22 protein-coding genes and 3 pseudogenes are annotated in these 23,945 nt (G+C 64.2%); 20 read left to right on the top strand and 5 right to left on the bottom strand.

Annotated features, from left to right (window positions below; all coding sequences use genetic code 11):
• Positions 1-2 precede the first annotated feature (2 nt).
• The 13 genes and pseudogenes from AS156_RS15495 (at position 3) to surE (ending at position 12,469) form a co-directional block, all read left to right on the top strand.
• Positions 3-1,211: a deoxyguanosinetriphosphate triphosphohydrolase gene (locus AS156_RS15495; protein WP_136626240.1), complete on the top strand. Its 1,209-nt coding sequence runs from the start codon at positions 3-5 to the stop codon at positions 1,209-1,211.
• A gap of 9 nt (positions 1,212-1,220) precedes the next feature.
• Positions 1,221-3,017, top strand: coding sequence for an arginine--tRNA ligase (gene argS / locus AS156_RS15500; RefSeq protein ID WP_066505591.1), 1,797 nt, complete (start codon positions 1,221-1,223; stop codon positions 3,015-3,017).
• A gap of 118 nt (positions 3,018-3,135) precedes the next feature.
• Positions 3,136-4,650: an SPOR domain-containing protein gene (locus tag AS156_RS15505; RefSeq protein WP_066505597.1), complete on the top strand. Its 1,515-nt coding sequence runs from the start codon at positions 3,136-3,138 to the stop codon at positions 4,648-4,650.
• Positions 4,651-4,696: 46 nt separating this feature from the next.
• Positions 4,697-4,923: pseudogene (locus AS156_RS44390) on the top strand (beta-hexosaminidase); the annotation flags it as partial.
• 1 nt (position 4,924) lies between these two features.
• Positions 4,925-5,723 (top strand): annotated as a pseudogene (locus AS156_RS15510) (glycoside hydrolase family 3 N-terminal domain-containing protein); the annotation flags it as partial.
• Complete coding sequence (locus AS156_RS15515) at positions 5,720-6,541, top strand: segregation and condensation protein A (protein ID WP_066505599.1); 822 nt, start codon at positions 5,720-5,722, stop codon at positions 6,539-6,541. The pseudogene AS156_RS15510 and the gene AS156_RS15515, both read left to right, overlap by 4 nt.
• A 21-nt stretch (positions 6,542-6,562) precedes the next feature.
• A pseudogene (gene scpB / locus AS156_RS15520) lies at positions 6,563-7,325 on the top strand (SMC-Scp complex subunit ScpB); the annotation flags it as partial.
• Between the two features lie 272 nt (positions 7,326-7,597).
• The gene (locus tag AS156_RS15525; protein WP_066505601.1) at positions 7,598-7,831 is read left to right on the top strand and encodes a twin-arginine translocase TatA/TatE family subunit; all 234 of its coding nucleotides are present in this window, start codon (positions 7,598-7,600) and stop codon (positions 7,829-7,831) included.
• Positions 7,832-7,990: 159 nt separating this feature from the next.
• A complete protein-coding gene (gene tatB, locus AS156_RS15530; RefSeq protein ID WP_066505603.1) occupies positions 7,991-8,509 on the top strand; it encodes a Sec-independent protein translocase protein TatB in 519 nt (172 codons plus the stop codon).
• Complete coding sequence (gene tatC / locus AS156_RS15535; protein WP_066505604.1) at positions 8,506-9,318, top strand: twin-arginine translocase subunit TatC; 813 nt, start codon at positions 8,506-8,508, stop codon at positions 9,316-9,318. Before tatB ends, tatC begins: the two co-directional genes overlap by 4 nt.
• Positions 9,319-9,506: 188 nt before the next feature.
• Positions 9,507-10,838, top strand: coding sequence for a serine--tRNA ligase (serS, locus tag AS156_RS15540; protein ID WP_066505609.1), 1,332 nt, complete (start codon positions 9,507-9,509; stop codon positions 10,836-10,838).
• A 15-nt stretch (positions 10,839-10,853) separates the two neighbouring features.
• Positions 10,854-11,636 (top strand): hypothetical protein, encoded by a 783-nt coding sequence (locus AS156_RS15545; protein ID WP_066505611.1) that lies wholly within the window; start codon positions 10,854-10,856, stop codon positions 11,634-11,636.
• Between the two features lie 65 nt (positions 11,637-11,701).
• A complete protein-coding gene (surE, locus tag AS156_RS15550) occupies positions 11,702-12,469 on the top strand; it encodes a 5'/3'-nucleotidase SurE (protein WP_066505614.1) in 768 nt (255 codons plus the stop codon).
• 22 nt (positions 12,470-12,491) lie between these two features.
• On the opposite strand, the gene AS156_RS15555 is transcribed toward surE, so the two are convergent.
• Positions 12,492-12,869 (bottom strand): response regulator, encoded by a 378-nt coding sequence (locus AS156_RS15555; RefSeq protein WP_082747522.1) that lies wholly within the window; start codon positions 12,867-12,869, stop codon positions 12,492-12,494.
• Positions 12,870-13,260: 391 nt separating this feature from the next.
• Between AS156_RS15555 and AS156_RS15560 the strand changes: the two genes are divergently transcribed.
• Together AS156_RS15560 and AS156_RS15565 are read left to right on the top strand one after the other, a co-directional pair.
• Entirely contained in the window at positions 13,261-13,911 is a 651-nt protein-coding gene (locus AS156_RS15560) for a protein-L-isoaspartate(D-aspartate) O-methyltransferase (RefSeq protein WP_283807922.1), read from the top strand.
• Between the two features lie 109 nt (positions 13,912-14,020).
• On the top strand, positions 14,021-15,388 hold the full coding sequence (locus tag AS156_RS15565; RefSeq protein ID WP_066505617.1) for a M23 family metallopeptidase: 1,368 nt from the start codon (positions 14,021-14,023) through the stop codon (positions 15,386-15,388).
• A 210-nt stretch (positions 15,389-15,598) separates the two neighbouring features.
• Here AS156_RS15565 and AS156_RS15570 read toward each other — a convergent pair whose 3' ends face one another.
• The 3 genes from AS156_RS15570 to AS156_RS15580 form a co-directional block, all read right to left on the bottom strand.
• Positions 15,599-17,230, bottom strand: a complete 1,632-nt coding sequence (locus tag AS156_RS15570) for a porin (protein WP_066505622.1) — start codon at positions 17,228-17,230, stop codon at positions 15,599-15,601.
• 363 nt (positions 17,231-17,593) lie between these two features.
• Positions 17,594-18,070: a hypothetical protein gene (locus AS156_RS15575; RefSeq protein WP_066505623.1), complete on the bottom strand. Its 477-nt coding sequence runs from the start codon at positions 18,068-18,070 to the stop codon at positions 17,594-17,596.
• Positions 18,071-18,138: 68 nt separating this feature from the next.
• Positions 18,139-19,110, bottom strand: coding sequence for an ATP-binding protein (locus AS156_RS15580; RefSeq protein ID WP_066505625.1), 972 nt, complete (start codon positions 19,108-19,110; stop codon positions 18,139-18,141).
• Between the two features lie 193 nt (positions 19,111-19,303).
• On the opposite strand from AS156_RS15580, the gene yajC reads away from it, so the two are divergent.
• From yajC to AS156_RS15605, 5 genes are read left to right on the top strand one after another with little or no spacing between them, the layout of a single operon-like run.
• The gene (yajC, locus tag AS156_RS15585; RefSeq protein ID WP_066505628.1) at positions 19,304-19,663 is read left to right on the top strand and encodes a preprotein translocase subunit YajC; all 360 of its coding nucleotides are present in this window, start codon (positions 19,304-19,306) and stop codon (positions 19,661-19,663) included.
• Between the two features lie 39 nt (positions 19,664-19,702).
• Positions 19,703-21,304 carry a protein translocase subunit SecD gene (gene secD / locus AS156_RS15590; protein WP_066505629.1) on the top strand — a complete coding sequence of 534 codons (1,602 nt, stop codon included), beginning with the start codon at positions 19,703-19,705 and terminating at the stop codon, positions 21,302-21,304.
• 10 nt (positions 21,305-21,314) lie between these two features.
• On the top strand, positions 21,315-22,349 hold the full coding sequence (secF, locus tag AS156_RS15595; protein ID WP_066505632.1) for a protein translocase subunit SecF: 1,035 nt from the start codon (positions 21,315-21,317) through the stop codon (positions 22,347-22,349).
• Between the two features lie 5 nt (positions 22,350-22,354).
• Complete coding sequence (locus AS156_RS15600; protein WP_066505634.1) at positions 22,355-22,738, top strand: Mth938-like domain-containing protein; 384 nt, start codon at positions 22,355-22,357, stop codon at positions 22,736-22,738.
• Positions 22,735-23,598: a phytoene/squalene synthase family protein gene (locus AS156_RS15605; protein ID WP_066505635.1), complete on the top strand. Its 864-nt coding sequence runs from the start codon at positions 22,735-22,737 to the stop codon at positions 23,596-23,598. Before AS156_RS15600 ends, AS156_RS15605 begins: the two co-directional genes overlap by 4 nt.
• Positions 23,599-23,645: 47 nt before the next feature.
• Here the strand turns inward: AS156_RS15605 and AS156_RS15610 are convergent, their stop codons facing one another.
• The gene (locus tag AS156_RS15610) at positions 23,646-23,936 is read right to left on the bottom strand and encodes a DUF1488 family protein (RefSeq protein WP_066505636.1); all 291 of its coding nucleotides are present in this window, start codon (positions 23,934-23,936) and stop codon (positions 23,646-23,648) included.
• Positions 23,937-23,945 lie beyond the last annotated feature (9 nt).

A 23,945-nucleotide genomic window follows, 5' to 3' on the forward strand; every position in this document is an offset into this window, starting at 1 on the left:
CCGTGTCGGTCGGAATGGCTGCCCCCCGCGCGCCTTATGCCTGTGACCCCGATCGCAGCCGCGGCCGGCTGTTCGCGGAGCCGCCGAGCCGGACCCGCAGTCCGTTCCGGCGCGATTGCGACCGCGTGATCCATTCCACGGCGTTCCGCCGTCTCAAGCACAAGACCCAGGTCTTCGTCTTCCACGAGGGCGATCATTATCGGACCCGCCTGACCCATTCGCTCGAGGTCGCGCAGATCGCCCGTGCGCTGGCGCGCCAGCTCGGGCTCGACGAGGACCTCACCGAGACCCTGGCGCTGGCGCACGATCTCGGCCATCCGCCGTTCGGGCATGCCGGCGAGCGGGCGCTCGACGAGGTCCTGAAGTCTCACGGCGGGTTCGACCACAACGCGCAGGCCTTGCGGGTCGTGACCTCGCTGGAGCATCGCTATCCCGAGTTCGGCGGGCTGAACCTGACCTGGGAATCGCTCGAGGGTATCGTCAAGCACAACGGTCCGCTGACCGAGCGCAGCGGTGCGCCGGTCGGGCGCTATCGTGAGAGCGGCATTCCGGTCGGAATCGCCGACTACAACGCGACCTACGACCTTGAGCTCTGGAGCTACGCCTCGCTCGAGGCGCAGGTCGCGGCCTTCGCCGACGACATCGCCTACGACGCCCACGATATCGATGACGGGCTCCGGGCAGGGCTGTTCGCCGTCGACGATCTCAAGGAGATGCCGCTGACCGCCGCGATTATCAGCGAGATCGACCGGCATTATCCGGCTCTCGACGAAGTCAGGCGCGGCGCCGAACTGGTGCGCGAGCTGATCTCCCATTTCATCGGCGCGGTCGTGGCCGAAGCGAACCGGCGTCTCGCGGCCGCCCAGCCGCAATCCGCCCACGATGTACGCCATCACCACGCGCCGCTGATCGCGTTTCCGCCCGACGTGGCCGAGGAGGAGGCTGCGATCAAGGCGTTCCTGTACCGGCGGATGTACAGGCATCACCGGGTGATGCAGATCATGGGGGACGCGGAACAGGTGGTCCGGGACCTGTTCGAGCGCTACCGTCGTTCGCCCGGCGACCTGCCGGCGGAATGGATCGAGGGCACCGAGGACGAGACCGAAGGCGCGCGCAGCAGACGGATCGGCAATTTCATCGCCGGAATGACCGACCGTTTCGCCCTGATCGAGCACCACAGGCTTTTTGACTCGACCCCGGATTTGCGTTAGCGCCCTGCCATGGCCGATACCACTGCTTCACCGCATCTTTTCGCCGACGTGCTGACGCGCGTGCACGCCATCTGCGCAGCTGTTGCCGCCGAGGACAACTGGCCGGCCGGCGTCGATCTGTCGCGTGTCGTGGTGGAGCCGCCGCGCGATGCCAGCCATGGCGACATGGCGACCAATGCCGCGATGGTGCTCGCCAAGGATGCCAAGGCCAAGCCGCGCGAGCTTGCCGACAAGATCGCCGAACGTCTGCGTGCCGACGCGCTGGTGGCCTCGGTCGAGGTCGCAGGACCCGGCTTCATCAATCTGACGCTCAAACCGCAGGTTTGGGCCGACGCGCTCCGTGCCGTGCTGGCGGCGGGCTCGGCCTATGGGCGGAGCGATATCGGCAAGGCCGAGAAGGTCAACGTCGAATACGTCTCGGCCAATCCGACCGGGCCGATGCATGTCGGCCATTGCCGCGGCGCCGTGTTCGGCGATGCGCTGTGCAGCCTGCTGCAGTTCGCGGGCTTCAATGTCTGCCGGGAATATTACATCAATGACGCCGGCGCCCAGGTCGATGTGCTCGCGCGCTCGGCGTTCCTGCGCTATCGCGAAGCCCTCGGCGAGGACATCGGCGCGATCCCGGAAGGACTGTATCCGGGCGACTACCTGAAGCCCGTCGGCGAGGCGCTGGCGAAGGAATACGGCGACAAGCTACGCGGGATGGCGGACGCCGAATGGCTGCCGGTCGTGCGCGACAAGGCGATCGCCATGATGATGGAGATGATCAAGGGCGATCTCGCTGCGCTCAACATCCATCACGATGTGTTCTTCTCAGAGCGGTCACTGATCACGTCGGGCAACAACAAGGTCGCCGAGACCATCGATTTCCTGCGCGCCAGGGGCGACATCTACGAGGGCCGTCTGCCGCCGCCGAAGGGCAAGCCGGTCGAGGATTACGAAGACCGGGAACAGTCGCTGTTCCGCGCCACGGCTTACGGCGATGACGTCGATCGTCCGCTGATCAAGTCGGACGGCTCCTACACCTATTTCGCCTCCGATATTGCCAACCACCGCAACAAGTTCGAGCGCGGTTTCACCAATCTGATCGACGTGTTCGGCGCCGATCACGGCGGTTACATCAAGCGCATGCAGGCGGCGGTGAAAGCCGTGACCGCCGGCAAGGCGACGCTCGACGTCAAGATCGTGCAGCTCGTCAAGCTGCTGCGCGACGGCGAGCCGGTGAAGATGTCGAAACGCTCGGGCGACTTCGTCACGCTGCGCGACGTCGTCGACGAGGTCGGTTCCGACGCCGTCCGGTTCATGATGCTGTTCCGCAAGAACGACGCGGTGCTCGATTTCGACCTCTCCAAGGTGATCGAGCAATCCAAGGACAACGCCGTCTTCTACGTCCAGTACGGCCACGCCCGCGGTCACTCGATCTTCCGCAATGCGCGGGAGGAGGCGGTCCCGGAGCTGCCCGAGGGCGATGACGCCCGGCTCGTATTTCTACGGGATGCCGCCGTCGACCGGTTGACCGATCCGGCGGAGATCGAGCTGCTCAAGCGGCTTGCGCTCTATCCGCGAATGATCGAAGCGGCGGCCATTGCTCATGAGCCGCACCGAATCGCCTTTTACCTGTATGATCTGGCCAGCGAATTTCATGCGCTCTGGACCAAGGGGCGGGATTTGCCCTATTTACGCTTCATTATCAATAATGATGCAGAAATCACGAGGGCGCGACTGGCAATGGTTCAGGGCGTCGTCTCGGTTCTGGCATCGGGCTTAGCTGTACTAGGCGTCCACGCTCCGACCGAGATGCGGTAGGCAGGGGCATTTGGCCCTCACGAGTGGGGATTTGTGAGGGCATCTGGCAGGGGCCAATTCGTTCGGACCGGCAGCGCCTGCGATTCTGGCGCTGTCCCGAAGGGGATGCATCATCACAATGGCTGATCGATATCAGAACCGACCTTTTCCCGCCGACGACGAGTACGATCGCGGTGCTTACTCCGATGCGAGCCAGAGGGCTGAGAGCGATCCTCTCGCCGAGCTGGCCCGGCTGATCGGCCAAACCGATCCGTTCGGCACCGCCAACAAGGCGCAGCCGCCGCATCCGCTGCAGTCGCGCGCCAATGTGCGGCCGCAACCCTATCAACCACCGGCCGAAGATGACGAGCCGCCGCCCGCGGGGCCGCCGTCCTGGATGCAGCGTGCGCGCAAGGAAGCTGTGCCGCCTCCGCCTCCGCAGGTCGAAGATGAAGAGCCTGAGCTGGATTATCAGCCGAGCGCCGTGCATCCGCTGCACCGCTACGCGGCTCAGCAGCAGGCGCAGCCAGCGCCTGAGCCTGAGCCGGTTCAGGCCTATCACCAGGAGCAGACCTATCAACCGGTCGAAACCTACAGCGATGATCGGCACTATCAGAGCGCCGGCCATGACCAGGATCCGTCGCGCTATGACGACGCGCTCTATGGGCAACTGGAAGCGGGCGAACAGGACCTCGATCGCGCGCCGGCCTATCCGGACGATCCCTATGCCTATCAGGGCTATGACGAAGAACCCGAGCCGCGCCGGCGGGCCAGCGGCCTGATGACGGTCGCCGCGGTGCTGGCGCTCGCCGTGGTCGGGACCGGCGGCGCGTTCGCATACCGAACCTATGTCGGTTCGCCCCGCAGCGGCGAGCCGCCGATCATCAAGGCCGACAACACCCCGACCAAGGTGATCCCAGCCCAGGCCGATGCGCCGGCCAAGACGCCGGACCGCATGGCCACGGGCGACGGCACGGAAAAGATCGTGTCGCGCGAAGAGACGCCGGTGGATCCGAATTCGAAGGTCAGTGGACCACGCGTGGTGTTTCCACCGCTGAACGCGAATGCGAACCCGCCGCCGATTGCCAGCGTGGCGACATCAGCGCCGCCGGCGGCGCCGCCGCCGATCACGGCCAACGGCACGCTGCCGAACAACGAGCCGCGCAAGATCCGCACCCTCTCGGTCAAGGGCGACGGGCCTGATGGCGCGCCGTCGCAGGCTCAGGCCCAGGCACCTGCGTCGACCCGGTCTGCAGCGGCCGCGAGGGCCCAGGCATCCCACGGCAATCCGGCATCCGCCAATGCCAGCGCGAACCAGCCAATGTCGCTGGCGCCCGGCGGCCAGCCGGACGCGCAGCCTCCGACCCGGGTGGCGTCGACGGCGCCGACCGCCTCGGTCAGCAGTGGCGGATACCTTGTTCAGGTGTCGTCGCAGAGGAACGAGGCCGATGCCCAGGCGTCGTACCGGGTGTTGCAGAACAAGTTCCCGAGCGTGCTCGGATCGCATCCGGCGGTGATCAAGCGGGCCGATCTCGGTGAGAAGGGCGTCTACTACCGTGCCATGGTCGGGCCGTTTGGCTCGCCGGAGGAGGCGTCTCAGCTGTGCGGCAGCCTGAGATCTGCCGGCGGACAGTGCGTCGTCCAAAGGAATTAACGGCCGTTTCCTTGACCGGTGAGCTGCATGCGGCCTAATCGGCCGCATGACGAACCGCGCATTCATCACCGGCATAGCCGGACCGGTCCTCAATGACGCCGAGCGCGAATTCATTCGCGCCGAGCGGCCATGGGGCTTCATCCTGTTCAAGCGCAATGTTGAGACTCCGGCGCAAGTCTCAGCTCTTGTTGCGGAACTCAGGGCTGAGATTGGTAACGCCAACGCCCCGGTCCTGATCGACCAGGAGGGCGGCCGGGTGCAGCGGCTCGGCCCNCCCGCCGCACTGGCCGGCCTATCCGCCGGGCGTAATCTTCAGCGCGCTCTACGACATCGAGCCGAAGCTGGGGCTAGCCGCGGCCCGGCTCAGCTCCCGCCTGATCGCGGCCGATCTGATCGACCTCGGCATTACCGTCGATTGCCTGCCCCTAGCGGACGTGCCGGTCGCCGGAGCAGATGCGGTAATCGGCAACCGCGCCTATGGAACGGAACCGGGCAAGGTCGCCGCGATTGCCCGGGCGGTTACCGAGGGGCTGGAACAGGGCGGCGTCCTGCCGGTTCTGAAGCATATTCCCGGACACGGAAGGGCCACCGCGGACAGCCATTTTCGGCTCCCGACAGTCGATACCGACAAATCCGAGCTGGAACGGACCGATTTCGCTGCATTCCAGCCGCTTGCGGACCTGCCGATGGCCATGACCGCACATGTTGTGTTTAGCGCGCTCGACCCCGCCCATCCGGCGACGACTTCTGCGACAATCATCGAACAGGTGATTCGCGGCCTGATCGGGTTCCAAGGTTTGTTGATGAGTGATGACGTGTCGATGAATGCGCTGGCCGGATCGATCGCGGAACGGACCCGGGCCATCGTCAGCGCCGGTTGCGACATGATCCTGCACTGCAACGGCAACCTCGACGAAATGCGCGACGTTGCACGGGAGACGCCGGAGCTGACCGGCAAGGCTCTGGAACGCGCCAACCGGGCACTGGCCGCGCGGAAGCCGCCGGGGCCGTTTGACCGGCAATCGGCACGGGCGGAACTGGACGCGTTGATGAATCGGGTAGGTACGGCATGACCGCTGAAATTCTATCGTTTGAGACCGGGCGGCCGGCTGACGTTGCGGAAGGCGAGCCGGCGCTGGTGGTCGACGTCGAGGGCTATGAAGGCCCGCTCGACCTGCTGCTGACGCTTGCCCGCCAGCAGAAGGTCGACCTCGCGAAGATCTCGATCCTCGCGCTCGCCGACCAGTACCTTTCGTTCATCGAGGCGGCCCGCAAGATCCGCCTCGAGCTCGCGGCCGACTATCTCGTCATGGCGGCGTGGCTTGCGTTCCTGAAGTCGCGGCTGCTGCTGCCGGAGCCGCCCACGGCGGAGGGGCCGAGCGCCGAGGAGATGGCGACCGCGCTGGCCAACCAGTTGCGGCGGCTGGAGGCGATCCGCGAGGCGGCGAACCGGCTGATGAACCGGCCGCAGTTTCAGCGCGATATCTTTCCGCGCGGCAATCCGGAATCGATCGCAGAGATCAAGCATCCGAAGTTCACCGCGACGCTGTACGACTTGCTGTCGGCCTATGCCACGCAGCGTCAGTCGCGCGTCCTGACCTCGGTGCATCTGGCGAAGCGGACCGTGTGGTCGCTCGCGGAGGCGCGCGCCTCGCTGGAACGGCTCGTCGGCTTTGCCGAGGACTGGAGCTGTCTCGACGAATACCTGATGAAATACGTCGCCGATCCCACCCAGAGAGCAACGGTCTTCGCATCGAGCTTCGCTGCGGCCCTCGAGCTGGTTCGCGAAGGCGAGATGGAGATCAACCAGAAACAGGCGTTCGCGCCGATCTATTTCCGAAAGCGTCCGCCGCAAGCCGCGATGGCAGCGCCGGACCTGTCGGTCGAGTAAGTGGAAGAAGGAGAGCATGCCATGGCAAGCCTGGCAGAACGGCGCATAGAAGAGGTCGAGGAGGAGGTTGCTCCTGTGGATCCGATCGCGCGTCCCGAAGAATTGCGGCTCCTGGAAGCGTTGCTGTTCGCTTCGGCCGAGCCGGTCGATCAGGCGACACTGGCAAAGCGGATGCCCGACGGCGTCGACATCAAGGCGGCGCTCGCGCAGTTGCAGGCGGAATACGCCCCGCGTGGTGTCAATCTGGTTCGCGTCGCCAACAAGTGGACGTTCCGCACCGCCGGCGATCTGTCGTGGCTGATGACGCGGGAGAGCACCGAGACGCGCAAGCTGTCGCGCGCCGCGATCGAGGTGCTTGCGATCATCGCCTATCACCAGCCGGTGACGCGTGCCGAGATCGAGGATGTCCGCGGCGTGGTCACGTCGAAGGGAACCATCGACGTGCTGCTGGAGACCGGGTGGATTCGTCCGCGTGGCCGCCGCAAAACGCCGGGTCGTCCGCTGACGTTTGGAACCACGGACGGTTTCCTGTCGCAGTTCAGCCTGGAAGCACTGGGCGACCTGCCGGGGCTCGAAGAGCTCAAGGGTACGGGTCTGCTCGACTCCCGCCTGCCGACTGGCTTCAGCGTTCCGTCGCCATCTGATGATGCGACGTTGCGTGAAGACGAGGAGCCGCTCGAGCCCGGCGACACGCTGGAACTGTTGCTGGCGCCCGCCGTCGAGCCGGACGCCGAGGAACAGAAGGCCGAGACCGCAGCAAGCGTCGAGGTCGAGGCAGCAGCCGAGACCGCAACCGAGGTCGAAGCCGAGATCGCCTCTGAACCGGAAGCAGCCGCGCCTGATGCCGATGAGCCGGAATCTCGCATCAGCGAAGAGGGCGACGACGGCGCCGAGGACAAGGGCGAATAGCCCGAAATATTCCCGGTTAAGGCTAGCAATATTACGTAGCCGCGACAGCGATTTGCCGCGGCTGAGGTCCTTGTTTTTGACACCCCGCGGGCCTACCTTCCGGCAAAGTTCAGGCTGGTTCGCCGGCCATTTCTGGAGGGTTGCAGGATGGGTTCGCTTAGCATTTGGCACTGGATCGTCGTGATCGCAGTGGTCCTGCTGCTGTTCGGACGCGGCAAGATTTCGGATCTGATGGGTGACGTCGCCCAGGGCATCAAGGCCTTCAAGAAGGGCATGCAGGACGACGACAAGGTTGCCGAGAAGCCCGAGTCCACCAAGGCGATCGATCACAATGCGACGCCGTCCGCCGCGCGCTCGGATGTTGGCAGCAAGGCCGTCTAAGGGCCTCGTACTGACGGATATTTCGACGTTTTTATTTGCGCGAGGCGGTGACGCCGTCGCTCGAACGCGCTATGGACGCCGGTTGAGACAAGGCGCCGCCGGCCTCAAATCCTGTTAGGGCGGATGCGGCGATCGCGGCGCGCTTAGGCGGAAGAATTCATGTTCGATATCGGGTGGAGTGAACTGGTCGTCATCGCGGTCGTCGCGCTGATCGCCATCGGCCCGAAGGAATTGCCGGGCGTGCTGCGCATGGTCGGGCAATGGATGGGCAAGGCCCGCAGAATGGCCGCCGAATTCCAGGGCCAGTTCCAGGAAGCCATGCGCGAGGCCGAAATGGCCGACCTCAAGAAGAGCTTCGACGAGGTGAGGGAAGCCGCGACCGGGCTCACCAGCGGCAACATCATGACCTCGCTGCAGAAGGACGTCACCGACGCCCTGCAGATCGACAAGCCCGTGGATGCGCAGGTGGCCTCCGCGATCGATGCGCCCGTCGCAAGCGACGTTCCGGTGACCCCGACAACGCCGGCCGAGCCGACGCCGGAGACCTTCGTCGAGGCCGAAACCCATGCCGCGACCAGTGAGCCGCTTGCGATCACCCAGGAGACGCAGCCGCGACCGGCACCGCAGGACGTCACGCCGGCGCAACCTGATACGCTGAAGGACGCGAGAGCGTCATGAGCGCCGAAGACATCGAGGCCAGCAAGGCCCCCTTGATGGATCACCTGATCGAGCTGCGATCGCGCCTGATCAAGGCGCTCCTCGGCTTCGGTCTGGCATTCATCGTCTGCTTCTTCTTCGCCAAGCAGATATTCAACGTCCTGGTGTGGCCGTTCATCTGGGTCGCTGGACCGGACAATTCGAAGTTCATCTACACGGCGCTGCTCGAATACTTCCTCACGCAGCTCAAGCTCGCGCTGTTCGGAGCCGGCTTCATTTCATTTCCGATCGTGGCGACGCAAATCTACAAGTTCGTCGCGCCCGGGTTGTACAAACACGAGCGCAATGCCTTCTTGCCCTATCTGATCGCGACGCCGGTCTTTTTCGTGCTTGGCGCGATGATGGTCTATTTCGTGGTTTTCCCGATGCTGACCCGTTTCTCGCTGGGCATGCAGCAGGCGGCGGGCACGGAGACGGCGCAGATCCAGCTGCTGCCGAAAGTCGGCGAATATCTCTCGCTGATGATGTCATTGATCTTTGCCTTCGGCATCGCCTTCCAGCTTCCGGTGATCCTCACGCTTCTGGGACGGGTCGGCATCGTCACCTCGAAGATGCTGAAGGAAAAGCGACGCTATTTCATCGTCGTCGCCTTCATCATCGCGGCCGTGCTGACGCCGCCCGACGTGCTGAGCCAGTCCTCGCTCGCGGTCCCGTTGCTGCTGCTCTACGAGGGCGCTATCATCGCCGTGCGGATGGTGGAGAAGAAGGCGGCAGCGAGCGCCTCGTCCTCGTCGTCGGGGGCCCCGCCGGAGTCCAATCCGGCCGAGTAGGGTGATTTAGCCCACACATCCGGTGTCATACCCCGCGAAAGCGGGGTATCCAGCACGCTGCGGCCTTCTCGGTGACACGTCGACGTCTCTGGAATACTGGATCACCCGCTTTCGCTGACGATGACGGTCATGGTAGTGGGAGCTACATAACCGTAGTTTACCTACGCGTAGCCCGCCAGGACTGAGACATGCATGACATCAAAGCGATCCGCGACAACCCGACTGCCTTCGACGCCGGCCTGAAGCGCCGCGGTCTCGGGCCGTTGTCGCCGTCGCTGCTCGCGATCGACGAGAAGCGCCGTGCGGCCATCCTGGCGTCCGAGCAGGCCCAGGCGCGGCGCAACGCGGCGTCGAAGGAGATCGGTGACGCCAAGAAGGCGAAGGAGGAGGCGCGCGCGGCTAAGCTGATGGCCGAGGTCGCGGAGCTCAAGACCACGATGCCCGAGCTCGAGGCGGCCGCGAAGATGGCCGACGAGGAGCTGACCAGGGAGCTGGCCGCGATTCCGAATTTGCCGCTCGACGAGGTGCCTGACGGCACCGACGAGCACGGCAATGTCCAGCACCATGTGTTCGGCAAGAAGCGCGACTACGGCTTCGCGCCCAAGCTCCACGACGATCTCGGCACGGCACTTGGCGACATGGATTTCGAGGCGGCGGCGAAGCTGTCCGGCGCACGCTTCGTTGTGCTGAAGAAGGGCCTCGCCAGGCTCGAGCGCGCGATCGGACAGTTCATGCTCGATCTGCACACCGGCGAGCATGGCTACACCGAGATCAATCCGCCGCTCCTGGTGCGTGACGCCGTGATGTTCGGCACCGGGCAGTTGCCGAAGTTCGAGGACGATCAGTTCTGGGCAGTCAGCGGCGAATTGTTCGCGCAACCCAACGCCGATCTGCGCAGTGCGCGCCTCGGCCTCATTCCGACCGCCGAAGTCTCGCTGACCAACCTCGCGCGCGAATCCATCCTTGACGAGAAAGAGCTGCCGATGCGGCTCACTGCGCTGACGCCGTGCTTTCGCGCTGAGGCCGGTGCGGCCGGCCGCGACACCCGCGGCATGATCCGGCAGCACCAGTTCACCAAGGTCGAGCTGGTCTCGATCACGACGCCTGACGCGAGCAAGGACGAGCTCGAACGCATGCTGGCATGCGCCGAGGAGGTGCTGCGCCGCCTCGACCTGCACTACCGCGTGATGACGCTGTGCGCCGGCGACATGGGTTTCTCCGCCCAGAAGACCTACGACATCGAGGTGTGGATGCCGGGGCAGGGCGACGGCGGCGCCTATCGCGAGATCTCGAGCTGCTCGGTGTGCGGCGACTTCCAGGCCCGCCGCATGGATGCGCGCTCTCGCGGTCCCGACGGCAAGCCGCGTTTCGTGCACACGCTGAACGGCTCCGGTACGGCGGTCGGCCGCGCGCTGATCGCGGTTATGGAGACCTATCAGCAGCAGGATGGCTCAATCGCGGTGCCCGATGTGCTGCAGCCCTATATGGGCGGGCGCAAGGTCATCGAGCACGGCATGTAAGGCGGGGCCAGTGTGATGCCACTCCACCGTGACATCCACTGGCTTGGTCGACAATGGGCCGTCACCGGTCACGGGCTGCAGCTGATCAATCAGAAGCAGATGGGCTACTACGACATCGAGGTCGCGCGCCTGTGGGAAGCGGGCGTGATCGAGGCGATGCAGGGCAAGGCCTGGATCAACCGGCCGGACTTCGACAAGGCAGTCGAAATCGCGCGCGCCCGGTTCGCGCATACCGCGCCCGCCGGCATCCCGCTGCCGTCCGCACCAGAGTCATCGCCGCCTCCGGCAGAGCCTACTGCGACGCGTCCTCGGGCCGAATTGCCCTCGGGGCCGACGCTCGAGGAACTACTGGCCCGGCTGAAGGCGAGGTCGGCCGTGGTTGTGCCGGCCGCACAGCCGATCGACCTGTCCGTGGTCGAGCCCCAACCTGAACCTCCGAGATCCGAACCTGCCAAGGTCGAACCTCCGAAGGCCGAATCTCTCAAGGCTGAACCTGCAAAGATTGAACCTGCAAAGGCTGAGCCGCCGAAGCCTGAAGCGCCAAAGCCCGAAGCGCCAAAACCTCAGGCTGCACTACCCGAAGCACCGAGGGTGATGCAGGCCGCCCCGGAGGTGCCGCAGCCTGCTTCCAAGCGACGGATAACGCTGGAGCTTCGACCCACGGATTTTGAGCGGCCCAAGCCGGCCTGGCCGGTGTTCGACCGCAAGATCGCCGGCAGCGCCAGATTCGTCCGTCCCTGGCGCGCCAGGCTGACGGGCTGGAAGGGGACTTTGCCGGGTTTGCCTCCGCGCCTCTAGCCGGTTAAGACGGCTCGCAACGCGAAGAAAACCGCGTGGAATCAGAACAAAAGGCACTTTGACGGATGCGAATTCTCTGCACCAACGATGACGGCATCAATGCGCCCGGCCTCAAGGTCGTCGAGCAGATCGCACGGGCCTTGTCCGACGATGTCTGGATCGTCGCGCCCGAGCTCGATCAGTCCGGCGTCTCGCATTCGCTGTCATTGAACGATCCGCTGCGCCTGCGCGAGGTCGGCCCGCGGCATTTCGCCGTGCGCGGCACGCCGACCGACTGCGTCATCATGGGGGCGCGTTACGTTCTCGGCGACAAGCTGCCCGATCTCGTGCTCAGCGGTGTCAACAAGGGCCGCAACGTCGCCGAGGACGTGGTCTATTCCGGGACCATTGCCGGCGCGCTGGAGGGCACCATTCTCGGCTTGCCGTCGTTTGCGCTGTCGCAGGAATTCAGCCTCGAGACGCGCGACAAGCCGCTATGGGAGACCGCGGTGAAGTTCGGGCCGGAGATCGTGCGCAAGGTGCTCGATGCCGGCATTCCGAAGAACACCGTCGTCAATGTCAACTTCCCGTCCTGCATGCCCGACGAGGTCAAGGGCATCCGCGTCACCCGGCAGGGCAAGCGCAATCTCGGCTTCCTCAAGATCGATCGCCGTCACGACGGCCGCGGCAATCCGTATTTCTGGATCGGGTTCGAGCGCGCCGCGATGATGGATACGCCGGCGGAGGGCACCGACCTCGCAGCCCTTGCCGCGCGCTATGTCTCTGTGACGCCGTTGCGGCTCGACCGCACCGATGAAGCGTTCTCGGAAACGCTGACGACGACGCTGAAATGATCTTGTAGCCGGGCCGGCGCCGCTAAACCGGCGCGCCCCTCATTGCGCTGGAGATCACCTGGGCCAGCGTTTCGAGCTGGAACGGTTTCTGCAGCGCCGGGCGGTCGCGATATTCCGGGGGCAGGCCTGACGAGCCATAGCCGGTCGCGAAAATGAAGGGGCGGTTGCGCGCGTTGATCAGCTCGGCGACGGGGGTGATCACCTTGCCGTTGACGTTGACGTCGAGGATGGCGAGGTCGAATTCGGTCGATTGCGCGAGTTTGACCGCCTCGCCGATTTCGCCGGCTTCGGCCGCGACGCTATGGCCGAGTTCCTCCAGCATATCGGCGACCATCATCCGAATCATGACCTCGTCCTCCACGAGGAAAACTGAACAGCCTGCCGGCCGTGTGGCTGTCATGATGGAATCCTTGCCCGTCCCAGAACCAAGCTCGCAAATAACATCAGAAGGTGCAACGCAAACGTTTGAGAATTGCCGCGTTTCAGGCGCACGCCGGCGAATTGCCGTGCCTGCCTGACGCTGCACGATCCGTGCGGAGGGCCAGGGGCCGGCTTCGTCCGACTGGGTTCAAGTCGACCGCGTCGGGCTCGGGGCTTTGAAGCCCCGCCGTGTCCGATCATATGGTGGACAGTTGCCGCGCTGTCGATCAGAAACAGACGGCGGTTCCGGATCGGGAACAACAATGACGGGAAATTTTTCCTTAACGCGACATTTCTAATTCCAATGGCATGAAGCTGTTTGAAATACTCCGGATTGCTGTCCCAAATTGCTGCCTTGGACGCTGACGAGCATGGCCGAGAACCCAGATCAGACCGAGAAAATGATGTTTCAGCTTACCCTGCGGCGGCGCGGGATCAGCGACCAAGTGGTTCTGCGGGCCATGGAAGAGGTGCCGCGCGAGGTCTTCGTTGAGCCGCGTGACCGCAACTATGCCTATCGCGACAGCGCGCTCGGAATCGCCTGCGGCCAGACCATAAGCCAGCCCTTCGTCGTGGCCTACATGACCGAGCAGCTTCAGCTTCAAAAGGACCACCGCGTGCTCGAGATCGGCACCGGGTCCGGTTACCAGGCGGCCGTCCTTTCGCGGCTGTGCAAGCAGGTGCTGACCATCGAGCGCTACCGGACATTGGCTGACGACGCCCGCAAGCGGCTCGAAAAGCTCGGCTATTACAACGTTGAGGTGCTGCTCGGGGATGGTTTCGACGTGCCGGCTGGCGCCGGCGATTTCGACCGCATCATCGTGACCGCGGCGATGGAGCAGATCCCGGACAGGCTGATGGAGCGGCTTCAGCCGGGTGGTGTCCTGATCGCACCGGTCGGGCCGCATCACGGCACCCAGACCCTGGTCCGCGCGGTACGGACCGAGACCGGATTCGATCGCAAGGAACTCGTCGACGTGCGCTTCGTGCCCGCGTTGCCGGGGATTGCGCGCGAACTGTAGAACTGCGGATTGCCGCTTGCGGCCAACGTCTTATTCGCAGGGTTAAGCCGTTATTTACTCGGCACGTGTTTACTCAAATCAGTCGTTTGTTGCGTACGAGTGAGTAACCATGTCGAGTGTAGTTGAGTTGCTTCGCTCGCGTCGCGTGCCGCAGGTCGCGGTGCTGGCGCTGATGTCCGTCGCCTTTGCCGGTTGCAGCGCCGATATGCAGTCGCGCTTCTCGCAAAGCTCCTACTCGCAAAATCCATTCGCCTTCGATCCGCAGCCGACCGGTGCCGTACCAGCGCCACCGCGTGATCTGCCGCAATATGCGCGACCGCAGGCACAATACCAGCAGCACCCGCAATTCCAGTCGCAGCCATTGCCGCCGCCGGTGTCGGCGCCACAGTCCTACCCGGTGTCCAGCGGCGTCTCCGGGGGAGGGCGTGGGCTCGCGTCCTACGCACCGCCTCCAGCGCGTCCGCAGATCGAATCCACCGGAACGGTCCCGCATTCGGTCGCTGCTGCGCACAACGGCACCACCATCATCGTCGGCACCAGCGACACGCTGGAGGTGCTGGCAAAGCGCTACCACGTCTCGACCGCCGAGATCGTGCGCGCCAACGGCTACAAGGGACCGCGCGCGCTGTCGCCGGGCCAGCAACTGATCATCCCGCGAGCGGGCGCGATGGCTGCCGCGCCTGCGATGGCCGCGCCGGTTGCCGCCAGACCAGTCGCCACGGCGGCAACTCCGTCCGGCATTTACTACGTCAATCGCGGTGACACGCTGCACAGCATCGCGCGCCAGCACCATATTTCCGTGGTCGATCTCGCTCGGGCGAACAACCTCGACCAGTCGGCCAGGCTCAGCCTCGGCATGAAGCTGACGGTGCCCGGCGCCAGGACTGCTGCGGCCGCGCCTGTCGCGCCGGCCGTTGCTGCGGTCGCTCCTGCACCAGTTGCCGCCGCGCCGGCCCCGGCGGTATCTGCGCCGAAGGTCGTGGCAACCGCGCTGCCGCAGCAGAGCGCGCGGCTGGTCCAGCCGACCGCGAGCGTCGAACAGCCGGCTGCCGCCGCGGAGACGCCGGCAGCCAAGTCAAGCGAAGCGACCGGCGCGCTGCCGACGTTCCGCTGGCCGGTGCGCGGCAAGGTCATCACTGCCTATGGCGCCAAGGCCAACGGCAAGGTCAATGACGGCATCAACGTCGCGGTGCCCGAGGGCACGCCGGTGAAGGCAGCCGAAGACGGCGTCGTCGCCTATTCGGGTAACGAGCTGAAGGGCTACGGCAACCTCGTGCTGATCCGTCACGCCAACGGTTACGTCACCGCCTACGCTCATGCGAGCGAGCTGATGGTGAAGCGTGGCGACACCATCAAGCGCGGCCAGGTGATTGCCAAGTCGGGCCAGTCGGGTGAGGTGGGCTCGCCGCAGCTTCACTTCGAGATCCGCAAGGGCTCGTCGCCGGTCGATCCGCTGCAATTCCTCAACGGCGCGTAAGCCAAGTTACGCGTCGCACTTCCAAAGCTCATAACAACAAAGACAACGGGGGCGGCGCAAGCCTCCCCCGTTTTGTTTTGGCCTAAAGCATGATCCGGAAAAGTGCGAAGCGGTTTTCCCTCGCGACAAACGCGGAACGCGTTTGCGCGGAGATCATGCTCGAACAACAAGCTGAAGCGCGATGGCGATTCAGTCTGATCTCATCGCGCTTTAGAAGTCGAACGTCATGCCGGTCGTAACTGCCTTGGCGTTGTTGCCGGCAACTACGTTGTTGTTGGCGTCGCGACCGCATACGGCGTAACCGTGGCCGCTTGCACCCAGGCAGTAGTGTGCGCCGGGGCCGTTGCGCAGATAACTGCCGACGAGATACCAGGTCGCGAAGGGGCTGAAGTGGTACTTGACGCCTGCCGCATACTGATCGGCGCTGCTGTCCACGGTGTTGAGCGCAAAGTCGGCCGAGCCCGCCGGCGGAGTGACGGTGTAGGTATTGAAAACGCCGGTTCCCGGCGAGCCGGGTGAAGCGTTGGCGTGGGCCCAGGACGCGCTGACGTCCCAGGCGCCGACGGACTGCGTAGCGCTGACGAAGTAGCCGTCACGCGACCGCTCGTTGAAATCGGCAACGGTATGTTCGCGCCGCATCATTTCATAGATGCCGTAGAGCTGCAGTTTGCCGATGCCGTCGTTGAAGTGGTATCCGCCACCGAGCTTGGCGGCCCACTCGTTGGCGATGCCGACGGCGCCTGGAGGAACGACCAATACGCCACCATTGCTCAGTGGTGTCACCGCCTCGTCGCCGGTACGGTTGGTCCCTTCGTGCAACTCATAGGCCCCGATTGCCGTGAACGGGCCCTGGTTGTACGTCAGCGACGCGCTGTAGAGGTTGCCATAGGAGCCGTCTGTACAGCCTTCGGGCGCTGACGTCAGCGGGAAGCCGCTGCCGCTGCCTCGCGAGGACGTAGCGGGGCAGTTGAAGTCGCCGAGCGCGAAATCGCTGTTGTCCCTCGCGGTGTTCTGTCCCGGCGAGACCATCACAGTTGCCTGGAAGCCGTTCCAGACTGGCGACTCATACCAAACGGCGTGCGCTGCACGCCAATCGAACTCGGCGCGCAGATCGCCGCCGGTGTTGCCCATGATCGAGTTGTAGTCGCCGAGCGTCGCCGAGAATGGATCGAACTTTGACGTCGATCTCTTGTAGGGCGTATCGGACTTGCCGGCCTTGATGGTGCCCCATGGGGTTTCCATTCCGATGAAGCTGTCGCGCGTGCCGAACGCGGCGCGCTCAGTCGGGACCGCGGCGACTTCGACGAGAGATTCGAACTGCGCGATCGCAGCCCATCCCGGGAAGCCGTAAGGTTCGAGATTGTGTCGCGCGCGAACGCCGAAATAGGTGAGGTTGCTCGCGACTCCAAACTTGGTGCCTTGATCGAAGACCCCGGCGTTGAAGACGTCGCCGGAGAGGTCAACATGCCCGTACAGGGTCACGGTCGTGTTGTCGACGAACGCATTGCTGCCTGGCGCCTTGCTGTAGATCGGAGCGCCGCCGATGCTGACGATCGCGTGCTCGGGCGCCGGGGCTGGCGCCGGGGAGGGGGCGACGGCTGCGTGCTGCACCGGATTGCCCTTTGGCGTCGAGCCGGCGGCTGCAACCGGCGCGGGACGGCTCGCGATGTGGTTCACGCGATCCCGTAGCTTTGCGTTCTCCTGCGCGAGTTTCGCGTTGTTTCTTTCGAGTGCATCCAGACGTGCCATCACGTCGTCGAGTGTTGCCGCCCGCATCGGCTGTTGCGTGAGCGCAAGGCAAATCGCCGTGCAAGCGGTTCCTGTGAGCAGTCCCTTCTTCATTCGATGATCCCCCGTTTGCCAAAACCACCTCGGCGGGGTGCCGAAGGTCGCAAACGAGCAAAACGGTAATGTATACCAAATGCCAAATACACGGAAACAAATCGGGTCACGGAGATAAAGAAGCTTTGTGACAAAAATGGTACTATAATACTATTGCAGTGCATCAAATTGTCGCAGGAGGGAGTTGGGAATAAAAATCGCAAATCAATGAAATGATTGAATTTGCTTAGTTATATCCCTCTCTAAAGATGTGACAGCAACACTGACAAATTATAAATGCATTGCGAAATGAAAACTCTAAGCTGGCATTTTGAATGCCAATACGTTTCTGGTTTGTACGATTTTTGCGCTACGAGCGCTCTTCTAGGACCGCGTGGGATCGTCGGTGCGGGCGAGGCGCTCGACCATGTCGTGCAGGAAATCGGGCGGCCCATGGGCCTGCCATTCGCCGTCCGCCTGCAGCAGGAGGGGGCGCCTTGCGTCGCGGCTGAAGGCTTCCAGCCACGCGCGCGCCTTTGCCCGCGGGCGCGCGCCAACGGCGACCGCGACATCGACGGGAATCGTCCGCCAGGTGAAGCTGGCCGGAAGAAAGATGAGATGCGACCTGTCGGGCCGCATCCACTCCGGCAGCGGGCTCGTCGGAGCGAGCCAGCCGCAAACGAAATTTCGGCAAGGATCGACCGGGCGCGTGTCATAGATCGCGCATTTGCCCGCGCCGCTGAACGGACAGGGATGGCCCGGCTTGACGTCGTGGTCGCCGATCCGGATTTTCAGCCAGCCGTCGCAGCAGGCAGTGCACTCGCCGCATCGTCTTGCGTTTGCATTTGGGGCCGCTGGCATCAGTCCAGTTTACTCATGCCGAGCCGAATCAGAAGGCCGCGCTCGAAATGGCGTGAATTGCGTCCCGGCTACGACGCGCTCAGCTGCACGCCGAGCCGTCCGGCCAGCTCCTGGGTGAACTGCCAGGCGACGCGGCCGGAGCGCGAGCCGCGGGTGGTCGACCACTCGAGCGCCTCGCGCTCGAGTTCGTCTTCGGCGATCTTGATGCCGAAATGGTCGCAATAGCCCTTCACCATCGCCAGGTACTCGTCCTGGCTGCAGCGATGGAAGCCGAGCCAGAGGCCGAAGCGATCCGACAGCGACACCTTTTCCTCGACCGCTTCGCCCGGATTGATTGCGGTCGAGCGTTCGTTCTCGATCATCTCGCGCGCCAGCAGATGCCGCCGGTTCGATGTGGCATAGAGGATGACGTTGTCCGGGCGTCCCTCGATGCCGCCTTCCAGCACCGCCTTGAGCGACTTGTAGGAGGCGTCGTTGCCGTCGAAGGAGAGGTCGTCGCAGAACACGATGAATCGGAATGAGGAGCTACGGAGAAGCTCCATCAGGCCCGGCAGGCTCTCGATGTCCTCGCGGTGGATCTCGATCAGCTTCAGGCGGTCGGCCGGCTTGCGGTTGTGGTTGAGGGTGGCATGCGCAGCCTTCACCAGCGACGACTTGCCCATGCCTCGCGCACCCCACAGCAGCGCGTTGTTGGCGGGGAGTCCGTTGGCGAAGCGCTCGGTGTTCTCCATCAGGATATCGCGCATCCGGTCGACGCCCTTGAGCAGGCCGATCTCGACGCGGCTGACGCGCGGCACCGGGGCGAGACGTCCATCCGGGTGCCAGACAAAGGCATCGGCTGCGTTGAGCGACTCGGCGGGATCGGAGGCCGGAGAGACGGCGGCGAGGCGGCTGGCAATGGCCTCGAGGGCGCTCGCAATCCGTTCGGCGGCGTGGCCGTCGAGCGCCTTTGCCGGGCGTTTTGTCGCGGCTTTTGCCGACGTCCTGGCGGCAGCTTTGGGTCGTGTTTGGCTGGCGGTTTTCTTGGCTTTTTTCGGCATTTTTCCAGTTCCTGACGGCGCAGCCTTATCGGGCTGGCGCTCCTGCCGCAAGCCGCCTAAATGACGGGGCGTTAACGTTGCAATTGGGACCGCGGCCGCTATAGTCCGCGCGAATTTGTCCGGACCGCCATACCGCCCCAGGGACCGGAGGGCGATGCCGGTCCTTATCCCGTCTTACCCGAGGATTGTCCGAATGCTGATTACTCCTGCGTTTGCCCAGGCTGCTGGAGCCGGAGGTGACACCAACAGTATGTTGATGTCGCTGCTGCCATTCGCGCTGATCTTCGTCATTATGTACTTCCTCATTCTGCGCCCGCAGCAGAAGAAGGTTCGCGATCACGCCGACCTCGTGAAGAACATCCGCCGTGGCGACACGGTGGTGACCACGGGCGGTCTCGTCGGCAAGGTGACCAAGGTCGTCGATGACGACCAGATCGAATTCGAGATCTCGGACGGCGTCCGCGTGCGGCAGATGCGGCAGATGATCTCCGGCGTGCGCGCCAAGGGTGAGCCGGCGAAGGGCGACGCCAAGGACGAGGCGTCCGCGAGCTGATAGCCGCGACGCCATTTTGGAATCTGACGGATCAACTCGATGTTGTACTTCACCCGGTGGAAGGCGCTGGCGATCATTCTGACGGCGCTGGTGGTCTGCCTGTGCGCGGTGCCGAACTTCTTTCCGGAAGCACAGGTCAAGAGCTGGCCCACCTGGGCGCAGCGGCGCCTCGTACTCGGCCTCGACCTTCAAGGCGGCTCGTATCTGCTGCTCGAGGTCGACTCCAATTACGTGAAGAAAGAGAAGCTGGACCAGGTCCGCGACGATGCGCGGCGGGTGCTGCGTGAAGCCAAGATCGGCTACACCGGCCTGAACGTGCGCAACGATGCGGTCGAGGTTCGCATCTCCAAGGACACTGAGCAGGCGACCGCGCTCTCGAAGCTCCGCGATCTGTCGCAGCCGCTCGGCGGCCTGATGGGCTCCAGCGGCCAGCGCAGCCTTGAGGTTACGGACGCCGGCAGCGGCCTGATCCGCCTCACGGTGTCGCAGGCCGCGATCACCGAGCGCATCCGTCAGACCATCGAGCAGTCGATCCAGATCGTCGAGCGCCGCGTCAACGAGCTCGGCACCGTCGAGCCGGTGATTCAGCGCCAGGGCACCGACCGCATCCTGGTGCAGGTGCCTGGCTTGCAGGACCCGACGCACCTGAAGGAACTGCTCGGCAAGACCGCGAAGATGGAATTCCGGATGGTCGACACTTCGGTGTCACCGGACCAGGCCCAGGCGGGCAGCTTGCCGCCGGAGTCCGAGCTTCTGCAGAGCGCGTCGCCGCCGCCTGTCCCTTACGTCGTGAAGAAGCAGGTCCTGGTCTCCGGCGCTGAACTGTCTGATGCCCAGCCGGGTTTCGATCAGCGCACCGGCGAGCCGATCGTCAGTTTCAAGTTCAACACGACCGGCGCGCGCAAATTCGCGCAGGCGACCAGCGAGAATGTCGGCCAGCCCTTCGCGATCGTGCTTGACAACAAGGTGATCTCCGCGCCCGTGATCCGCGAGCCGATCACCGGTGGTCAGGGCCAGATATCGGGCAATTTCACCGTGCAATCCGCCAATGATTTGGCGATCCTGATGCGCGCCGGCGCGTTGCCGGCGCCGCTCACAGTGATCGAGGAGCGCACGGTCGGTCCCGGCCTGGGCCAGGACTCGATCGAGAAGGGCGAGCTCGCAGCCTATGTCGGCTCGATCCTGGTCATTGTGTTCATGCTGCTGACCTATCGGTTGTTCGGCGTGTTCGCCAATTTAGCTGTCGCGGTCAACGTCGCGATGATCTTCGGTCTGCTGTCGCTGCTCAACGCCACGCTGACGCTGCCCGGCATCGCCGGCATCGTGCTGACCGTCGGCATCGCCGTCGACTCCAACGTGCTGATCTACGAGCGCATCCGTGAGGAGCTGCGCGGCGGGCGCAACGCGATCTCGGCGATCGACGCCGGCTTCAAGCGGGCGCTGGCGACCATCCTCGACTCCAACATCACCACGTTCATCGCTGCCGCGGTGCTATTCTATATCGGCACCGGACCGGTGCGCGGCTTCGCCGTGACGCTCGGCATCGGCATCATCACCACGGTGTTCACCGCCTTCACCCTGACGCGCTTGATCGTCGCGGCGTGGGTGCGGTGGAAGCGGCCGCAAACCGTGCCGATCTGAGAGGCCTATTGTGACCCATTACGTTCTCATCGGCCTTGGTATTCTGATCGCCGCGCTGACCGTCGTCTCGGTGTTCGGTCTGCTGCCGTCGCTGCGCATCGTGCCCGATGATACGCATTTCGACTTCACGCGCTTCCGTCGCATCAGCTTTCCGATCTCGGCGCTGCTCTCGATCGTCGCCATCACGCTGTTCTTCACCCATGGCCTGAATTTCGGCATCGACTTCAAGGGCGGCACGCTGCTGGAAGTTCGTGCCAAGTCCGGCACCGCTGACATCGCCGCGATGCGCACGACATTGAACGGGCTCAGTCTTGGCGAAGTCCAGTTGCAGCAGTTCGGCGGGCCGGCCGAAGTCCTGATCCGAGTCGCTGAGCAGCCTGGCGGCGATGCCGCGCAGCAGGAGGCGGTCCAGAAGGTCCGGGGAGCGCTTGGCGACTCCGTAGACTATCGCCGCGTCGAGGTGGTGGGACCGCGCGTCTCCGGCGAGCTGCTCGCCTACGGCATGCTCGGCCTGATGTTCGCGATTCTCGGTATCCTGATCTATCTCTGGTTCCGTTTCGAATGGCAGTTCGCGCTCGGCGCGATGATCGCCAACGTCCACGATATCGTTCTGACCATCGGCTTCATGTCGATCTCGCAGGTCGACTTCGACCTCACCAGTATCGCGGCGCTGCTGACCATTCTCGGCTACTCGCTGAACGACACCGTCGTCATCTACGACCGTATCCGCGAAATGCTCCGGCGCTACAAGAAGATGCCGATGCCGCAGCTCCTGAACGAATCGATCAATTCGACGCTGTCGCGCTCCATCGTCACTCACGTCACCGTGACGCTGGCGCTGCTCGCGCTGCTGTTGTTCGGTGGCCAGGCAATTCACAGCTTCACTGCCGTGATGATGTTCGGCGTCGTGCTGGTCGGCACCTACACCTCGATCTTCATCGCGGCGCCGATCCTGATCTATCTCGGCGTTCACACCACGCGGGGCGAGGCGCCGGAGACCGTGGAAAAGTCGGAAAAGAAGCCGAACGCGGCAGCCAAGAAGTAGCCAGTATGGTCAATCCCTCGGACGCTCCACATCTTCCGAGGCCGGCGCCGATCGAAGCCTATGGCAAGGGGGGCTTCGCATTCGCCGACATGTCGCACCGCGGCTCGCTGCTGTGCCTGCCGAGCGGGATCTGGGCCTGGCCGGTGACCAGGCTGCAGGAGATCGACCAATACTCGCTGGCCCAGGTGTTCGAGGCCGCGAACGCGATCGACACTCTGATCGTCGGCAGCGGCAACGACGTCTGGATCCCGCCGAAAGGGCTGCGGGAGGCCTTGCGCGCGGTGCGCGTGGTGCTGGAGCCCATGCTGACCGGCCCCGCGATCCGGACCTACAACATCATGCTTGGCGAGCGGCGACGTGTGGCAGCGGCTCTGATCGCGGTGCCATGAGCGTGACGGAGGCGCCGAAGGACGGCGCGGCGTTCTGCGCCGACCTGGTGCGGACCCATGATTTCGTGCGCTACGCGTCGACCCTGTTCGTATCAGGTCCCGAACGCCGGGCGCTGCTCGCGATCTACGCCTTCAACGTCGAGATATCGCGCGTGCACGAGCACGTCAGTCAGCCGTTGCCCGGGGAGATGCGACTGCAATGGTGGACCGACATGCTGGCCGGGTCGGAGCACGGCGGCGTCGAAGGCAATCCGGTTGCATCTGAACTCCTGCAGGCGATCCGCAAACACCGCCTTCCGGTCTCGTCGCTGTCGCGGCTGGTCGAGGAGCACCAATTCGATCTCTACAACGACCCGATGCCGACCATGGCCGCGCTCGAGGGCTATGTCAGTGAGACGGCCTCAGCGCTGTTCTCGCTTGCAGCGAGGGTAGTGGTGCGGCCGTCCGAGCAGATCAATCATCTCGCGCGTCATGCAGGCCTCGCACAGGGGATGGCGCAGGTGATCGCGACGCTTGGGCGCGATGCCGCGCGACATCAGCTCTTCCTGCCGCTGCAACTGCTCCAGCAGCACGGCAGCACCAAGGAAAAGGTCTTTGCCGGCAAGCTGACGCCCGAGATCCGCGCGGCGGTCGATCAGCTCGTGGGCGAGGCGCAAACCCATCTCGATACGGCACTCACGCTGCTCGCGGACGTTCCGTCGGCGGTGAGGCCGATCTTTTTGCCGCTCGCCCATGTTCGCCGTGAACTGGTCCGGGCGGCAAGGGCGGACCGCGATCCGTTCCTTCCGAAGCCTGTGTCACGGTTACGCATCTTGTGGACGCTGTGGCGCGCCACGCGTACCAGGGACTTCGGCGGCTAGAGCGTTTTCGAGCGATGTGGGATACCGGTTCGCGTGAAGAAAACGCGTCAGCTTTCGTTCTGCTGCTTGGGAATGTGCTTGGTGAAAATCCGGATCGTCACGCCCTTGACCATGGGGCCGCTGTCGTAGAGGTCGGATGCGATCTTCTCGACGACGTCGCGCAGCGCCACGAACTGGGCCTGACGCGCCATGCTCGGCGTTCCCCGCGCGCCCGCCAACTCATCCATTGCAGCATCACTGATCTGGCATTCGACCGGCTGGTCGCCGTCAAGCATGATGAATCCGAACGCCAACCGTTCGGGATCATATCCTCCGATACGGCCACGAGTGAGTGGCATTAAACAAGT

This window comes from Bradyrhizobium macuxiense (genome assembly GCF_001542415.1).
Lineage (GTDB): Bacteria > Pseudomonadota > Alphaproteobacteria > Rhizobiales > Xanthobacteraceae > Bradyrhizobium > Bradyrhizobium macuxiense.

Excerpts from the sequence above, each read along its gene's own strand:
- yajC (WP_066505628.1), top strand. The coding sequence starts at position 19,304 with ATGCTGATTACTCCTGCGTTTGCCCAGGCTGCTGGAGCCGGAGGTGAC.
- tatC (WP_066505604.1), top strand. The coding sequence starts at position 8,506 with ATGAGCGCCGAAGACATCGAGGCCAGCAAGGCCCCCTTGATGGATCAC.
- AS156_RS15600 (WP_066505634.1), top strand. The coding sequence starts at position 22,355 with ATGGTCAATCCCTCGGACGCTCCACATCTTCCGAGGCCGGCGCCGATC.
- AS156_RS15560 (WP_283807922.1), top strand. The coding sequence starts at position 13,261 with ATGGCCGAGAACCCAGATCAGACCGAGAAAATGATGTTTCAGCTTACC.
- AS156_RS15555 (WP_082747522.1), bottom strand. The coding sequence starts at position 12,869 with ATGACAGCCACACGGCCGGCAGGCTGTTCAGTTTTCCTCGTGGAGGAC.
- AS156_RS15525 (WP_066505601.1), top strand. The coding sequence starts at position 7,598 with ATGGGTTCGCTTAGCATTTGGCACTGGATCGTCGTGATCGCAGTGGTC.
- serS (WP_066505609.1), top strand. The coding sequence starts at position 9,507 with ATGCATGACATCAAAGCGATCCGCGACAACCCGACTGCCTTCGACGCC.
- AS156_RS15580 (WP_066505625.1), bottom strand. The coding sequence starts at position 19,110 with ATGCCGAAAAAAGCCAAGAAAACCGCCAGCCAAACACGACCCAAAGCT.
- secD (WP_066505629.1), top strand. The coding sequence starts at position 19,703 with ATGTTGTACTTCACCCGGTGGAAGGCGCTGGCGATCATTCTGACGGCG.
- AS156_RS15575 (WP_066505623.1), bottom strand. The coding sequence starts at position 18,070 with ATGCCAGCGGCCCCAAATGCAAACGCAAGACGATGCGGCGAGTGCACT.
- AS156_RS15605 (WP_066505635.1), top strand. The coding sequence starts at position 22,735 with ATGAGCGTGACGGAGGCGCCGAAGGACGGCGCGGCGTTCTGCGCCGAC.
- AS156_RS15610 (WP_066505636.1), bottom strand. The coding sequence starts at position 23,936 with ATGCCACTCACTCGTGGCCGTATCGGAGGATATGATCCCGAACGGTTG.
- AS156_RS15570 (WP_066505622.1), bottom strand. The coding sequence starts at position 17,230 with ATGAAGAAGGGACTGCTCACAGGAACCGCTTGCACGGCGATTTGCCTT.
- argS (WP_066505591.1), top strand. The coding sequence starts at position 1,221 with ATGGCCGATACCACTGCTTCACCGCATCTTTTCGCCGACGTGCTGACG.
- AS156_RS15505 (WP_066505597.1), top strand. The coding sequence starts at position 3,136 with ATGGCTGATCGATATCAGAACCGACCTTTTCCCGCCGACGACGAGTAC.
- surE (WP_066505614.1), top strand. The coding sequence starts at position 11,702 with ATGCGAATTCTCTGCACCAACGATGACGGCATCAATGCGCCCGGCCTC.
- AS156_RS15565 (WP_066505617.1), top strand. The coding sequence starts at position 14,021 with ATGTCGAGTGTAGTTGAGTTGCTTCGCTCGCGTCGCGTGCCGCAGGTC.
- tatB (WP_066505603.1), top strand. The coding sequence starts at position 7,991 with ATGTTCGATATCGGGTGGAGTGAACTGGTCGTCATCGCGGTCGTCGCG.
- AS156_RS15545 (WP_066505611.1), top strand. The coding sequence starts at position 10,854 with ATGCCACTCCACCGTGACATCCACTGGCTTGGTCGACAATGGGCCGTC.
- AS156_RS15515 (WP_066505599.1), top strand. The coding sequence starts at position 5,720 with ATGACCGCTGAAATTCTATCGTTTGAGACCGGGCGGCCGGCTGACGTT.